Source organism: Glycomyces xiaoerkulensis, from assembly GCF_002798405.1.
Lineage (GTDB): Bacteria > Actinomycetota > Actinomycetes > Mycobacteriales > Micromonosporaceae > Glycomyces > Glycomyces xiaoerkulensis.
In genome coordinates, this window is the sequence record NZ_PGGV01000015.1 from 121,155 (window position 1) to 135,838 (window position 14,684).

Here is a 14,684-nt window from a genome sequence, read left to right on the forward strand (position 1 = left end):
CGCGCCGCGCCCGCGGCGTCGGGCGCGATACCGCGACTGGGGTCATTCGTTCCCCCGGTCGCGGTGATGGGTGTTGGCGGGGAAGCCGGCGTCGCCCAGGCGCCGCGCCAGCTCTTCGGTGATGGCCACGCTGCGGTGCTTGCCGCCGGTGCATCCGATCGCGATCGTCATGTACCGCTTGCCTTCCCGCTCGAATCCTTCGGTGGTGCCGAGCAGCAGGGAGGCGTAGGCCTCGACGAACGCCTCGGCGCCGTCCTGGTCCAGGACGTAGTCCGAGACGGCCTCGTCGGTACCGGTGTGCTCGCGCAGGCTCGGAACCCAGTACGGGTTGGGAAGGAATCGTACGTCAGCGACGTAGTCGGCATCGCGCGGGATGCCGTACTTGAAGCCGAAGGACATGCAGGTGAACTGGAGCCCGGGGGTGGAGGGGGCGAGGAAGGCCTTCTCGACCCGATCGCGGAGCTGGTTCTCGTTCAGGTGCGTGGTGTCGAACAGGGTGTCGGCCGAGTTCCGGGCCGGCTCGAGCAGGCGCCGCTCGGCGGCGATGCCGTCGCCGAGCAGGCCGTCGCCCTGCAGCGGGTGGGCGCGGCGGACCTTCTCGAAGCGGCGGATGATCACATCGTCGTCGGCGTCGACGAACACCAGGTGCGGCTTGAAGCCCGCCTTGCGGAGGTCCTCGATGACGCCCACCAGGTCGGTCATGAACGCCCGGGCCCGCACGTCCAGCACCATCGCGGTGCGCCTGGTCTCGCTGCCTCCGGCGGCCGCGAGCTCGGCGGCCTGGGCCACCAGCGACTCCGGGAGGTTGTCGACCACGTAATACCCGACGTTCTCCAGGGCGCGCGCCACCGTCGACCGGCCACCGCCGGAGATACCGGTGACGATGACCAGGTCCAGTTCGCCCTCATCTGCCGAATTCATGACTCAAGTATTCCCCGAGGTTGATCTTGGCGGCGCCGGGACACGGCGCCGGGTCAATACCGCCATAGCTAACACGGCGGCGTCAATCCGCGTTGTCCTCGGGATTGCGCAGATGTGACCGGATGGCTTCGGCCAGTTTAGGACCGATGCCGGGAACCGCCTCCAGGTCGGCCGGATCGGCCTCGCGGACGCGCTTGACCGACCCGAACCGGCGCAGCAGCGCCCTGCGCTTGGACTCCCCCAGGCCGGGGACGCCGTCGAGCGCGGACCGCCGCATGCGCTTGCGGCGGCGGCTGCGGTGGAGCGAGATCGCGAAGCGGTGGGCCTCGTCGCGGACGCGCTGCATGAGATAGAGCGCCTCGGAGGTGCGCGAGAGGATCACCGGGTACTCCTCCCCCGGCAGCCAGATCTCCTCCAGGCGCTTGGCCAGGCCGGCGAGGTTGACCGTGTCGACCCCCATCTCGGCGAATACCTGCTCGGCGGCGGCGACCTGCGGCCGGCCGCCGTCGACGACCAGGAGCTGGGGCGGGTAGCGGAAACCCGTGCGCGGCTCGTCGCCCTCCTCGAGCGGCGATCCGGCCGGCTGCTCCTCCAGCTTCGACAGGCGGCGGCGGAGGGTCTCCCGGAGCGAGGACAGGTCGTCCTTCTGCTCGCCCTTGACGACGAAGCGGCGGTACTCGCTCTTGCGGGGCAGGCCGTCCTCGAACACCACCATGGAGGCGACCACGTCCTCACCCTGCGACTGGGAGACGTCGTAGCACTCGATGCGCAACGGCGCCTCGGGCAGATCGAGGGCGTCGGCGAGCTCCTCCAGGGCCCGGGAGCGCGCGGTGAGGTCGCCGGCGCGTTTGAGCTTGTGCCGCTGCAGGGCCTCGCGGGCGTTCTTGTCCACCGTCTCGGCCAGCGCGCGCTTGTCGCCGCGCCGGGGCACCCGCAGGCCGACCTTGGCGCCGCGGCTCTCGGAGAGCCAGTCGGTGATCGCCGCGGCGTCCTCGGGCAGGGCCGGAACGAGGACCTCGCGCGGGACGACCTCGCCGAGTTCGCCGTAGAACTGGGTGCAGAAGCGCTCGACGATGCCGGGCAGGTCGACCGGTTCGGGCTTGTCGATGATCCAGCCGCGCTGGCCGCGGATGCGGCCGCGGCGGACGTGGAAGACCTGGACGGCGGCCTGCAGCTCGTCGTCGGCGACGGCCATGACGTCGCAGTCGACGTCGTCGGCGAGGACGACCACCTGCTGTTCGAGGACCTTGTCGAGGGCGGCGAGGTCGTCGCGCAGGCGGGCGGCCTTCTCGAAGTCGAGGGACTCGGAGGCGGCCTGCATGTCGTCCAGGAGGCGCCGGCGGACCGGGGCGGTGTCGCCGGACATGAACGAGCAGAATCCGTCGACCAGTTCGCGGTAGTCCGCCTCGGAGATGTCGCCGACGCACGGGGCCGAGCATTTGCCGATGTCGGCCAGCAGGTTGGGGCGGCCGATCCGGCCGCAGCGTTTGAACTCGGTGTCCGAGCAGGTGCGGATGGGGAAGACCCGGGTGAGCAGGTCGAGGGTCTGGCGGATGGCCCAGGCGCTGCCGAAGGGGCCGAAGTAGCGGACGCCTTTGCGGCGGTTGCCGCGCATGACCTGGGCGCGGGGGAACCGGTCGCCGACGGTGACGGCGAGCCACGGGTAGGACTTGTCGTCCCGGAACATCACGTTGAAGCGGGGGTCGTACTCCTTGATCCAGGTCCATTCGAGCTGGAGGGCCTCGACCTCGGTGCCGACGACGGTCCATTCGACGCTGCGGGCGGTGTTGACCATGCGGCGGGTGCGCTCGTGGAGCCGGGTCTCGTCGGCGAAGTACGAGTTGAGCCGGTTGCGGAGGTTCTTGGCCTTGCCGACGTAGATGACCCGGCGGTCGCGGTCCCGGAAGCGGTAGACGCCGGGCTCGGTGGGGATGGTGCCCGGCGCGGGACGGTAATCAACGCTCACGTGGACCAGGCTATATCCCGCGCCGGACACCGCTTCCGCTATGGCATGCCCGCCAAGGCCGTCAGTTCGGACTGGAGGTCGCCGACCTCGGCTGCGTCCATGCCTCTGGCGGTGAACCAGCCGCCGAGGTTCTGCACGTCTCGGACGAGGAACTCCCGTCCCATCGGGTTGGCGTATATGTCGACGATCTGCGGCAGGTCCAGCAGGATCAGGCGGCCGTCGTGGACGACGGTGTTGTAAGCCGAGAGGTCGCCGTGGGTGAAACCGTGCTCGGTCATGAGCCGCAGGTTCTCGCAGGCCTGGTCCCAGAGGCTTTCGAGTTCGGGCTCGTCGGGCCGGGTCTCGGCCAGGCGGGGCGCGGCGGCGCGGTCGGCGCCGACGAACTCCATGATCACCTCGGTGCCGAGGATCTGGACCGGGTACGGGACGGCGACGCCGGCGGTGTGGAGCCGCTGGAGCGCGTCGAACTCGGCGGCGGCCCAGCGGCCGGCGGCCTGTTCGAGGCCGAAGCGGGTGCGTTTGGCGAGGGCGCGGCGGTCGCGGGAGCGCCTGGCGGTGCGTCCGGCGGTGTAGTCGGCGGCGCGGTTGAAGTGGGTGTGCTCGGCCGATCGGTACCGTTTGGAGGCCATGACCGTCGCCCGGTCGGTGCCGGGCACGGCGCGTTCGATGAGGTGGACGTCGGCCTCTTTGCCGGTTTTGAGGACGCCGAGCTCGTGGTCGACCGCGCCGAGGTCGGTGATGATCCAGTCGGGCCAGGGCCGGGGGCCGCGCTGGAGCGGCTCGGACTGGTCCCAGATCGACCAGCGGTCGCCGCTGGGCGGTCCGTCGTCGCAGGGTCCGTGGTCGTCGGGGTCGGCCGAGCGCATGGCCTCGAAGCGTTCCCGCTCCTGCGGGGAGAAGACCTCGTCCTCGTCGACCGGTCGGCGGCGGGCGGTGGATTGGAAGGTGGAAGTGCGGTCGGGTCTGCGTGCCACTGCGGTTTGCTCCTGTGCGGAAGTCCGGCGGCACGCGGAGTGGATCAGCGCGCGCCGACGGGAGGTGGACTGGATTTCGAGGCGAGGCGGAGAACAACGACAGCCATCAGTACACACCTCCAAACACGCTGGGGCCCTGAGCGTTCCGAAGCCATCAGGGCGACTGGAGGGGACTTTAGCGGGCCGGGACGGCCACCCGCAACCTAGTTTTCTGCCGAACCAAGACCGTGCTGTGTAGATATCTTGAGATACAAAGGGCTTCATGGATACACGACCTCCGCGTGAAATCGGAATCCGTGACCTGAGCCTGCACACCAGCGAGTATCTGGCCTGGGTGAGCAAGGGGCACGAACTCGTCGTGACGAACCGCGGGCGGCCCGCCGCCCGGCTGGTGCCGATCACCGATCCCGGCGAAGACCGCATCGATGCCTTGATCCGGTCGGGAGCACTGATCGCGCCGAAGGAGCCGGGCGACCCGCTCGACGTCCTCACTGTGGTGTCTTCGGAATCGGCGCCGACCAGCGAACAGGTCCTCGACGACATCCGCGAGGACCGCCTGTGATCTATTTCGACACGTCGGCCCTGATCAATGACGCAGACATCGCCGATCAGCAGGACGTGTCTCCCAACGACTCGCGGATCCGGGTGTCGCGTTCCCTGCGGGACTCCTCCACGGCGGGGGCCGTGTCAAACGCCTCGTCGATCGGGTCTTCGAGCACGTCCTCCAGCCAGTCGCCGATGGAAATCCTCGCGAGGTCGCGCTGGATCAGGCCCTTCACGTAGGCCGACAGGTCGACGCCTGGTTCGGCGGCCTCGCCGAGCTCGCCATCTCCATTCGGTACCCGTTGGAACTCCACGACCCGATCATGGCATGCATCGCCTGCTCGATCGGTCCATTCGAAGCCCCGAGCCGTCGTGCCTCCGCGAGCGTGTCGGCCGGTTCAGTGCCCGGTCGAGTCGTAGTTGCGCAGTCCGGCGCACGTCACGCCGGTGGCGACCGCGACCAAGACCACCGCCGCGACGAGCGGGCCGACCGCCCAGGCGGCCGAGAGGCGGCCGGTTCCTTCGGTGGGTTCGAGAATGCCGGTCAGCAGTTTGACCGTGGTGGATTTCCCAGCGCCATTGGAGCCGACGTATGCGACCGCTTCACCGGCCTCGATCTCGAGGTCGATCGAGTCGAGGGCGGTGAAGTTCTTGTACCTCCGCCGCACCAGGTGCTTGGCTGCGCCTTTGAACCCGGGCGCCTTGTCCGGGCGGCGGAAGCGCTTGTTGGCATCCTCCCCGTCGTGAAGGGCGGGGATTCCCGGCTTGGCCGCCGCTGAGCACGACGACGCTACGGGAGGGTTCTTGGTTCGACACGCGGTGCTCGCCCTATGCGAGTCTGACCCGCGCTCCACAAGCGTTTCAGGTGTCCGCCTGCCCGGCGGCCACCAGACGCCGACCTTCGCGCCTGATATTGATCTCGGCGTTCGCGTCCCGATCATGGACCGCGCCGCACCCGCACACCCACTCCCGGACCTGCAGGCCCTCCAGGCCCTGCGGCCCGGTCAACACGCCGCAGGCCGAGCACAACCGCGTGGACGGGAAGTACCGGTCGACCTTCACGAAGGTGCGCCCGGCTCGCTGGGCCTTGGATTCGAGCCGGGTCAAGAACATCCCGAACGAGGCGTCCTGGACCGACTTCGCCGCCCGGCCCCGGCCGAGCCCGCGAACATTCAGGTCTTCCACATAGAGAGCTTGGTGCTCGCTCACCAGCGTATGGACCTGCTTGTTCACCCAGTCGGAGCGGGTGTCCTTGATCTTTTCGTGGATCTTGGCGACCTTGAGGCGGGCCTTGGCCCGGTTGTTCGAGCTGCGCTGTTTGCGGGAGAGTTCCCGCTGTGCCTTCTTCAGCTTGCGTTCGAGCTTGCGGAAGAACTTCGGGTTCTCGATGGTCTTGCCGCCGCGCAGCACCGCGAACGACTTGAGCCCGAGGTCGATCCCGGTCTCGGCGTCCTCGTCCGGGATCGGTTCGGCCAGGTCTGCACCGTCGTCGACCGCGACCACGAAGCTCGCGTAGTACCGGCCGGTCGCGGTCTTGGTCACCGTCACGCTCGAGGGCGCGGCGGGCAGGTCCCGCGACCAGGCGACCTTGAGGGCACCGACCTTCGCCACGTACAGGCGGCCATTGGGTTTGAGGCTGAATCCGCGCCGGGTGTACCGGGCGGTCTGCGTGCCCGCGCGGCGCTTGAAACGCGGCGGCCCCACCCGGGAACCGGCCCGCTTCCCCTGGAGCGAGTCGAAGAAGTGCCGGTAGGCGGCGTGGCAGTCCCGCAGGGCCTGCTGCAGCGGCACGGTCGACACCTCACCCAGCCACGCCCGCTCCGGGGTCCGCTTCGCCGCCGTGATCAGCGCCCGGTCCAGCGCCGCCGTCGACGGGTACGGCAGTCCCTGCCGGTGGGCCGCCTGCCGCGCGGCCACGGCGTCGTTGTACACCACACGCACGCACCCGAACGTCCGAGCCAGCGCCCGCCGCTGCGGGCCTGTCGGATAGACACGATAGGAGTACCGCAGATGCACGCGAACATTATACCCGTATCACACCCGGCGTCCGCTTCCCGGCTCCCAGTCCTGCTCCGCAGGACCACCAGCAGGCCATCGCCCCCGAATCCTCCCCGCCCTCAAGGACAGGGCCTCCTCGGGGGAATCCGGTGACCGATTCGGCCTGGAGGATCGCCATCCACCGACCATAAGGGTGCGCTCCCGGGTGGAGCCACCGGTTTTCCCGGCGGTCAGGAGCCTACGGCGGCTCTCTGCTCGGACTCGCGGCGCTGCCGCGGGAGACCGGAGTCGCGGCGCCGCCCGATCCGGCGTCGGGCCTTGCGGGCCAGCGCGGGCGGGTCGATCTTCTCCAGCGGGTAGAAGCAGGCCATGGCGACCACGTGCGGCAGGAAGCTGATCTTGACCGCGAGGTAGACCACGACGTGGAAGCTGTAGAAGAACGCCACGATGCCGTATCTGAGGCGCTTCCAGGCGACGAACAGCACGACGGGGCTGAGCAGTTCGAAGCCGACGATGCCCCATTGGGACAGTCGCAGCATCCACGGGAATTCGAGCAGCCAGTTGCTGAACTCGGTGCCGCGTCGGATGACCGCCCAGGTCATGGTGGCGGAGTTGACCCATTCGAAGCCGCCGTAGCGGAACTTGGCCCAGGCGGCGAAGAAGTAGGTGCAGACCACGCCGATCTGGACGAGGTTGAAGGCCCACCCGGCGTGCTCGGACAGGGTGCGCCGGTCGCCCCACCTGGATTTGGGGAGGGTGGGGAGGACGAACAGGAGCAGCAGGAAGGCGAACTTGCCGTGGTCGACCTTGCCGTAGGACATCGCGATGATCATCCACTCGAAGTAGGCGATCGCGACGATCCAGCCGGTCAGGCGGGGCGCCTGATTGAACATCATGGGGACGGCGGCGGCGAGGAGGACGGTGAGGGTGCCGACGACGAGCCAGTAGTCGGGGACCGGCAGCGGCAGGACGCGGCCGATGAACAGCGGCTGGTAGAGCTCCCCGGGTACGTGGCGGTGGCCGATGATCCACGGCATGTACCACCACCAGTCGACCATGATGAACGCGCCGGCGAGGAAGCGCATGGCGGGGGCGCGGCCGAGTGCGACCGGTCGGAAGAACCAGTCGGCGGCGCACCGGGGCAGCGCGGTCATGCGGCGGCTCCTTCCCGGGTCCAGCTCACTTCGACGGTGTCGGTGTACTCGCCGGTGCGGTAGCCGTTTTCGAGCCGGTAGCGGCGCACGACGATCCGGACGGCGACGATCTCCGGCTTGTCGGGGTTGGTGCTCTGGTAGGCCTCGGCGAGGTGGCGGAGCATCTCGGGGTCGTCGCGGAAGCGGCTCATCTGGCCTTCGACTTCGGCGCGGCGGAATCCGGTGGCGGCCTCGGTCAGGGCGAACTCCTCGCCCGCTTCGTTGACGGCCATGACGCGGGTCGAGCCGGCCCAGCCGTCGAGGTCGCGGGAGTGGGAGTACATCTTGAACGGTGCGAAGGGGAAGAAGTCATCGGCGCCCCAGAGGGTGGTGGCGACGACGAGTCCGGTGATGACCAGGGTGATGGTGATGCGCACCGCGCGGCCGGCCGGCGAGAGTCCGGACGCCGAGGACTCTCGGCCGCGGGGGCCGGCGCCTCCGGCCTGGATGTCGGTTGTGGATGGTTCCTGGGTATGCTCTTCGGACACGGCCAGAGTATGGCACGGCGGCGCCACCGGGCCGCCGCGGAGGGTTCAGTCGCGGTCGGCTTGGGGCAGTGAGCAGGCGGGCGTTCCGCCGGGCATGCGGTGGCGGTTGCGGGAGATGAGCCGGTAGAGCGGCCAGGCGATCCGGGAGACCGGTGCGAGGGAGGCGATCCAGCCGAGCGGTTTCCAGTACCACTGGGCGCGGCGCAGCAGCACGGCGATCGCGTCGGGTCCGGAGCGGTGGAAGCGGGGCTCGACCCACATGACGGCGTCCTCGGCGTCGGCCGGGGCCACGCCGAGTCGATCGAGGTCGGCCCGCTGCCAGGGGACGACGTCGGCGGCGGTGCGCACCCGCCGTTCGACGAAGTCCGCGCAGCGGGTGCAGAAGGCGCAGTCGCCGTCGTAGAGGAAGACCGGTCGCCTCATCGGTGCCTCGCCGCCTTGTCGAGCGCTTTGCGCATGGCCTCCACCGGGGCCTCGTCGAGCCCGGTGAACAGGGTCCATTGCCGGACCGCTTGGGTCAACAATAGCTTGAGGCCGTCGACGGCGGTGACGCCTTCGCTCTGGGCGGCGGCCGCGAGCGGGGTCGGCCAGGGGTCGTAGAGGACGTCGAACAGGACCGTGCCGGGCCGCCAGTCGATGCGCAGGTCGTCGGTGACGCCTTTGGGGACGGTGGAGACGACCAGGTCGGCGCGGCCGGCGGTGACCGCTTCGTCCCAGCCGGCCGAGCGCAGTTCGAGGCCGAGGCGGTCGGCGACCGGTTCGAGTTCGAGGACGGCCTCGCGGCGGCGGGCGAAGACGCTGACGGTGGCGGCGCCGAGTTGGGCGGCCGCGCCGAGGGCGGCGCGGGCGGTGCCGCCGGCTCCGAGGACCGAAACCGACTCGGCCGATTCGAGCCCGGCTTCGGCGAGGGCGTCGACCATGCCGGGCACGTCGGTGTTGTCGGCCAGGCGCTTGCCGTTGCGCAGCACCAGCGTGTTGGCGGCGCCGACGGCGTCGGCCAGCGGCGTGACCCGGTCGGCGACGGCGAGGGCGATCTCCTTGAGCGGCATGGTCAGCGAGAGCCCCGCCCAGGTGTCGTCGAGCCGGTCGACGAAGGCGGCGAGGCCGGGCTCGTCGCATTCGTACCGGCCGTAGACCCAGTCGGTCAGCCCGGCGGCGGCGAAGCCGGCGCTGTGGATCACCGGCGACAGGGAATGCTCGATCGGTTTGCCCAGGACGGCGGCCTGCATCACTGGATCCCGTTCTCCTCGGCGGTCCGGGTGTTCTCCTGATGCTCCTCGTAGGAGTGGGCGAACAGGGCGAGCAGTTCGCCGTCCTCCTCGTAGGCGGTGACGAAGAACAGCCAGTCGCCCTCCTCGGGCTCGACCGCGCCTTCGAGGGCGGCGACGCCGGGGTTGGCGATGGCGCTGGGGAGGTAGCCGGCGTTCTCGGGGGCGCTGGGGGCCCATGGGTTCTCGGGATCGCGCATGACCTCGAACCAGTTGATCTCCTCGCCGGAGGTGATCGGGTCCTCGCCGTTGAGCTGGCGCCCGTAGTTCCAGATCGCCTCGCTCTCGAAGCAGTTGCAGTTGGTCTGCTCGTGCTCGAACCAGTTGAGGTAGAGCTTGTTGTACATGACGCGGGAGATCTTGGCGTCGTCCTTGGGGCTGCCGGACTCGGTCTGGATGATCGAGGCGATCTGGAGGGCCATCCACGGGTGGATCTCGAACTCGCCGCCGGTGGGCGGCTGGAAATCCTGGCCGTCCACGGCGCCGGGGTCGAAGTCGGGGTCGGGGTCGGAGATCTGGGCGACCCGGTCGACGAAGTCGATCTCCTCGATGGTGGCGTTGAACTTGGCGACCATCTCGGTCAGCATCTGCTCGGCGGTCATGTTCTCGTTGAACTCGTAGGTCGCCGGGAACAGGAAGCCTTCGACGGACTTGAACTGGCGGTCGCTGAAGCCTTCGAACCACAGCGGGTCGACACCGAGCGCCTCGGGGTCGGCCGCGGCGGCCTCGAAGTCCTCGATCGGCACGCCGGTGTGCTCGGAGAGCCGCTCGTAGACCTCCATCGAGGTGAAGCCCTCGGGGATGGTGACCGCGTTGGCCATGCGGTTCTCGGGGTTGGTGAGAATCGCCAGGGCGGCCGCGCCGGACATCTCCTCCTGCATCTCGTAGGCGCCGGGCTGAATGGTGGTGCCGGAGTCGCCGTCGTCCTCGGAGGCGTTGACGAAGGCCTTCGACGAGGCGACCACGCCTTCGTTGTAGAGCATGTTGCCGATGTCGGCGACCAGCATGCCCTCGGTGACCTCGACGGTGACGACGGTGCCGTTGCCGTCGCCTTCGAAGTCGGCGACGGTGAAGAACTCCTTGACGACGTTGTTGTACGCCCACCAGCCGCCGACGCCGAGGACGCCGAAGAGGACGACCACGAGGGTCATCGCCAGCAGCGAGCTTCCCGACTCCCGTCGGCGGTGCCGCCTCGGCGCGTCCGCGTGGTCCGACTGCGAGTCAATATCGCCGAGCATGCTCCGTCATTTCCTCCGCCGCTGATCCAACCATTGCTGGAGGATCTCCACCGCCGCCGCTTGATCGACGACGGAGCGCTTCCGCTTGCCGCGGACGCCCCCCTCATGGAGTCTTCGGGTGGCGACGGCCGTGGTCAGCCGCTCGTCGGTCAGGGTCACCGGCACGGGGGAGACTCGGTCGGCGAACCGTTCCACCCAGGCCCGGGTGTGTTCGGCGGCCAACCCCTCCTCACCCGAAAGGGTAACGGGTAGGCCGACGACGATCTCGACGACCTCGTATTCGGAGGCGATCTGGGTGATTTCGCGAATATCGTTAGGTATCTGATCGCCGCGGGTTCGCAATTCGCGACGGACGGTGGCCACCGGGGTGGCCAGAAGCCCGTCGGCGTCGCACACGGCCACGCCGATGCGGGACTTGCCCAGGTCGATGCCGAGACGGCGGCCCCGCCGCCACTCGGTGGCGGCGGGGCCGGAGCCTTCGGATTCCACGTCGTCTCTCATGCGGCGACGGCGCGCACGACGTCGTCGAGCAGCCGGTCGGCCTGGTCGGCGGGCAGCCCGCCGCCCTGGGCGATGTCGTCGTTGCCGCCGCCGCGGCCCGACATCGCGCTCTTGACCAGGTCGGCCGCGCTGAAGTGCCGGGCCTTCGCCGCGGCGTTGAGGCCGACGACGACGCTGGCCTTGCCTCCGGCCGTGGCCACGACCGCCGCAACGCCCGCCTCGGATTCGGGCAGGTGCGAACGGATCTGCATCGCGAGTTTGCGGACGTCGCCGCCCTTGGTGCCGTCGGGGGCCTTGACCGCCGCGACTTTGACCGCGCCGACCTGCCTCGCCTCCTTGGCGTAGTCGGCGGCCTTGGACATCACGATCTGGCTGCGCAACTGCGCGAGTTCCTTTTCGGCGTCCTTGAGCTGCGCGATCGTGGACTCGACGCGGTCGCGGACCTGCTCGTTCGGGACCTTGTAGAGCGAGGCGAGCTGGTTGACCAGCGCGTGCTCGCGGGCCAAGAACTGAAAAGCGTCGATGCCGACGAGCGCTTCGACGCGGCGCACGCCCGAGCCGATGGACGACTCGGAGAGGAACTTGACCACGCCGAGCTGCCCGGAGCGGCCCGCGTGCGTGCCCCCGCACAGCTCGCGGGCGTAGTCGCCGACCTCGACGACCCGGACCTCGTCGCCGTACTTCTCGCCGAACAGCGCCATCGCGCCGAGCGCCTTCGCCTCGGCCATGGAGGTGGTGAAGGCCTTGACCTGGAGGTCGTGTTCGAGGATCTCGTTGACCTGCTGCTCGGCGTCGTGGAGCACGCTCTCGGGGACCTGGCCGGGCGTGTTGAAGTCGAAGCGGAGCCGGCCCGGCGCGTTCAGCGAGCCCGCCTGGGTCGCCGATTCGCCGAGGAAGTTCCGCATCGCGGTGTGGACCAAGTGGGTGGCGGTGTGGGCGCGGCTGATAGCGCCGCGGCGGCGGCGGTCGATCTGCGCGTACGCGGTGTCCCCTTCGATGATGCCGCCGCGCAGCACCTTCGCCTTGTGGACGATCAGGCCCGGCACCGGGCTCTGAACGTCGAAGACCTCCAACTCGCCCGAACCGACCGTGATGTGGCCGCCGTCGGGCTGCTGGCCGCCGCCTTCGGCGTAGAACGGGGTCGCCTTGAGGACGATTTCGACCTCGTCGCCTTCGGCCGCGTCGCGGACGCGGCCGTCGGATCCGACGATGGCGAGCACGTCGGTCTCGCGGGAGTCCTCGGTGTAGCCGGTGAAGGCCGAGGTGCCGCCGGTGTCGCGGATCTCGTGGTAGACCGAGAGGTCGATGTGCCCGGTCTTGCGGGCCTCGGCGTCGGCCTTGGCGCGCGCCTTCTGCTCGGCCATGAGGCGCCGGAAGCCGTCCTCGTCGACCGCCAGACCGTGCTCTTCGGCCATCTCGAGGGTCAGGTCGATCGGGAATCCGTAGGTGTCGTGCAGTTCGAACGCCTTCGAGCCGGCCAGGGAGGACCGGCCGCCCCGCTTGGTCTCATTGACGGCCAGGTCGAGGATCTCGGTGCCGCGCTTGAGGGTGGACAGGAACGACTCCTCCTCGTTGTAGGCGTAGGAGGAGATGCGCTCGAAGTCCTCGGCGATCTCGGGGTAGGCCGGGGCCATGCGGTCGCGCGCGACCGGCAGCAGCTCCGGCAGCGCGGGCTTGTCGTAGCCGAGCAGGCGCACCGCGCGGATGGCGCGGCGCATGATGCGGCGCAGCACGTAGCCGCGGCCCTCGTTGGAGGGCACGACGCCGTCGCCGATGAGCATCAGCGCGCTGCGGACGTGGTCGGCGACGATCCGGAAGCGGACGTCGTCCGGGTGCGACTCGGAGGCGGTGTGCGAGGTGGAGACGCCGTAGCGGCGGCCGGTCAGCTCGGCGGTCTTGTCGATCAGCGGGCGGACCTGGTCGGTCTCGTACATGTTGTCGACGCCCTGGAGGACCGCCGCCATGCGCTCCATGCCCATGCCGGTGTCGATGTTCTTCTTGGGCAGGTCGCCGAGGATCTCGTAGTCCTCCTTGGCCGGGCCGCCGCCCCGCTCCTGCTGCATGAACACCAGGTTCCAGTACTCGATGTAGCGGTCCTCGTCGACCTCGGGGCCGCCTTCGGGCCCGTAGTCGGGGCCGCGGTCGTAGTAGAGCTCCGAGCACGGCCCGCAGGGGCCCGGGATCCCCATCGACCACATGTTGTCGGCCTGGCCGCGGCGCACGATCCGCTCCTTGGGCAGGCCCACCACGCGGTGCCAGATGTCGATGGCCTCGTCGTCGTCGTGGTAGACGGTGGCCCAGATCTTCTCGGGGTCGAGGCCGAATCCGCCGTCCTCGACCGAGCCGGTCGACAGGTCCCAGGCGAACCGGATGGCCTGCTCCTTGAAGTAGTCCCCGAAGGAGAAGTTGCCGTTCATCTGGAAGAACGTGCCGTGGCGGGAGGTCTTGCCCACCTCGTCGATGTCGGGGGTGCGCAGGCACTTCTGGATCGAGGTCGCCCGCGGCCACGGCGGGCTCGCCTGGCCGAGGAAGTAGGGCACGAACTGGACCATGCCCGCGTTGATGAACAGCAGGTTGGGGTCCTCAATCGCCGGCAGGGGTGCGCTGGGGACCACCGTATGGCCGTTGGATTCGAAGAACTTCAGAAACCGGCGTTGGATTTCAGCGGTCTCCATGGGCACCTCCCTCAGTGCTAGTCGTGCCGGACCTGCGGCGTCTCGGCGTCGTCTTCGGCTTCGGCTTCGGCGAGCAGCGGCGTGACGTCGTCGCCGCGCTCGAAGGCGTCGAGCAGTTCGGCCTCCTTGGCCCGCTTGGCCTCGGAGACGTCGGCCCAGAAGGCCCTCATCGACTGCCCCATTTCAGCACCGGCGCCGCTCAGCCGGTCGGCGACCCCGCCGGGAGTGATGGATTCGGCGGCCTTGGTGATTTTGCGGACCACGACGACGCCGACGGCGACACCGATGCCTACCCAGATCATCCGCTTGAACACGGGTTCTCCTCAAACTATTTCCGACGCTTGCGGCTCTTGCGGTCCTTGCGGGCCTGCTTGCGCTCGCGTTTGGTCTGCTTGGAGGCCTCGACCATGCGGCGCACCTGCTCCTCGTCGGCCTCCTGGCCCCGGCGCTTGACCGCCGACCGCAGGCCGAAGCCGAATGCGGCGGCCTTGACCAGCGGCGAGCCGACCGCGGAGGTGACCAGGCTGGTGATGTTGGCGACGTTGGAGGAGATGTGGGCGGCGTTGCCGGTGATGGACCCGACCTTCTCGAGTTCACCGTCGACCTTCACCAGGGACTCGTTGACGTTCTCGACGGTGGTGTTGAGATTGCGCAGCAGCGGGCCGACCTCGCGGTCGACCCGGTCGAGCGTCCGACCGGCCCTGGTCACGATCTTGTTGCGCACGCTGATGAGCACGAAACTCAGTACGACACAAAGGATCAGTATGGCGATCCCCGTGAGGGCCGCGAACAGATCCCAACCGTCGTTGAACTCCAATGCCAACGTCTCCTCCGGCACGACTTCCCCCTCGACGAAGAACCGACCGCATCGGTGCGGCCGTTAGTGATTCCTGGCTTTCGCGCATGACCAGCGCAGCCC

The 14,684-nt window shown here is 69.1% G+C and carries 16 protein-coding genes; 1 reads left to right on the forward strand and 15 read right to left on the reverse strand.

Annotation, left to right across the window (positions count from 1 at the left end):
* Nucleotides 1-42: 42 nt before the first annotated feature.
* The 3 genes from rapZ to CUT39_RS05395 form a co-directional block, all read right to left on the reverse strand.
* Complete coding sequence (gene rapZ / locus CUT39_RS05385; protein ID WP_100444941.1) at nt 43-921, reverse strand: RNase adapter RapZ; 879 nt, start codon at nt 919-921, stop codon at nt 43-45.
* A gap of 82 nt (nt 922-1,003) precedes the next feature.
* Complete coding sequence (gene uvrC / locus CUT39_RS05390) at nt 1,004-2,887, reverse strand: excinuclease ABC subunit UvrC (RefSeq protein WP_100444942.1); 1,884 nt, start codon at nt 2,885-2,887, stop codon at nt 1,004-1,006.
* Nucleotides 2,888-2,925: 38 nt separating this feature from the next.
* On the reverse strand, nt 2,926-3,861 hold the full coding sequence (locus tag CUT39_RS05395; protein ID WP_232805608.1) for a serine protein kinase RIO: 936 nt from the start codon (nt 3,859-3,861) through the stop codon (nt 2,926-2,928).
* A gap of 262 nt (nt 3,862-4,123) precedes the next feature.
* Between CUT39_RS05395 and CUT39_RS05400 the strand changes: the two genes are divergently transcribed.
* Entirely contained in the window at nt 4,124-4,423 is a 300-nt protein-coding gene (locus tag CUT39_RS05400; RefSeq protein WP_100444943.1) for a type II toxin-antitoxin system Phd/YefM family antitoxin, read from the forward strand.
* Between the two features lie 46 nt (nt 4,424-4,469).
* Here CUT39_RS05400 and CUT39_RS05405 read toward each other — a convergent pair whose 3' ends face one another.
* From CUT39_RS05405 to CUT39_RS05460, 12 genes are all read right to left on the reverse strand, one after another.
* Nucleotides 4,470-4,718 carry a hypothetical protein gene (locus CUT39_RS05405; RefSeq protein ID WP_100444944.1) on the reverse strand — a complete coding sequence of 83 codons (249 nt, stop codon included), beginning with the start codon at nt 4,716-4,718 and terminating at the stop codon, nt 4,470-4,472.
* Between the two features lie 84 nt (nt 4,719-4,802).
* Nucleotides 4,803-5,072 (reverse strand): ATP-binding cassette domain-containing protein, encoded by a 270-nt coding sequence (locus CUT39_RS21420; RefSeq protein WP_269799142.1) that lies wholly within the window; start codon nt 5,070-5,072, stop codon nt 4,803-4,805.
* Nucleotides 5,073-5,265: 193 nt separating this feature from the next.
* The gene (locus CUT39_RS05415; protein ID WP_100444946.1) at nt 5,266-6,420 is read right to left on the reverse strand and encodes an RNA-guided endonuclease InsQ/TnpB family protein; all 1,155 of its coding nucleotides are present in this window, start codon (nt 6,418-6,420) and stop codon (nt 5,266-5,268) included.
* 212 nt (nt 6,421-6,632) lie between these two features.
* Entirely contained in the window at nt 6,633-7,556 is a 924-nt protein-coding gene (locus tag CUT39_RS05420) for an MFS transporter permease (RefSeq protein WP_100444947.1), read from the reverse strand.
* On the reverse strand, nt 7,553-8,083 hold the full coding sequence (locus tag CUT39_RS05425; protein ID WP_100444948.1) for a hypothetical protein: 531 nt from the start codon (nt 8,081-8,083) through the stop codon (nt 7,553-7,555). Before CUT39_RS05425 ends, CUT39_RS05420 begins: the two co-directional genes overlap by 4 nt.
* A 45-nt stretch (nt 8,084-8,128) precedes the next feature.
* On the reverse strand, nt 8,129-8,506 hold the full coding sequence (locus tag CUT39_RS05430; protein ID WP_100444949.1) for a thiol-disulfide oxidoreductase DCC family protein: 378 nt from the start codon (nt 8,504-8,506) through the stop codon (nt 8,129-8,131).
* A complete protein-coding gene (locus tag CUT39_RS05435; RefSeq protein WP_100444950.1) occupies nt 8,503-9,312 on the reverse strand; it encodes a shikimate dehydrogenase in 810 nt (269 codons plus the stop codon). The genes CUT39_RS05430 and CUT39_RS05435 overlap by 4 nt, the downstream gene beginning before the upstream one ends.
* Entirely contained in the window at nt 9,312-10,589 is a 1,278-nt protein-coding gene (locus CUT39_RS05440) for an endolytic transglycosylase MltG (protein WP_100444951.1), read from the reverse strand. Before CUT39_RS05440 ends, CUT39_RS05435 begins: the two co-directional genes overlap by 1 nt.
* A 6-nt stretch (nt 10,590-10,595) precedes the next feature.
* Nucleotides 10,596-11,078, reverse strand: coding sequence for a Holliday junction resolvase RuvX (gene ruvX, locus CUT39_RS05445; protein WP_232805610.1), 483 nt, complete (start codon nt 11,076-11,078; stop codon nt 10,596-10,598).
* 8 nt (nt 11,079-11,086) lie between these two features.
* Nucleotides 11,087-13,765, reverse strand: coding sequence for an alanine--tRNA ligase (alaS, locus tag CUT39_RS05450; RefSeq protein ID WP_100444953.1), 2,679 nt, complete (start codon nt 13,763-13,765; stop codon nt 11,087-11,089).
* A 17-nt stretch (nt 13,766-13,782) separates the two neighbouring features.
* A complete protein-coding gene (locus tag CUT39_RS05455) occupies nt 13,783-14,079 on the reverse strand; it encodes a hypothetical protein (RefSeq protein ID WP_100444954.1) in 297 nt (98 codons plus the stop codon).
* A gap of 14 nt (nt 14,080-14,093) precedes the next feature.
* Entirely contained in the window at nt 14,094-14,582 is a 489-nt protein-coding gene (locus CUT39_RS05460; RefSeq protein WP_157930491.1) for a DUF948 domain-containing protein, read from the reverse strand.
* Between the last annotated feature and the right edge of the window lie 102 nt (nt 14,583-14,684).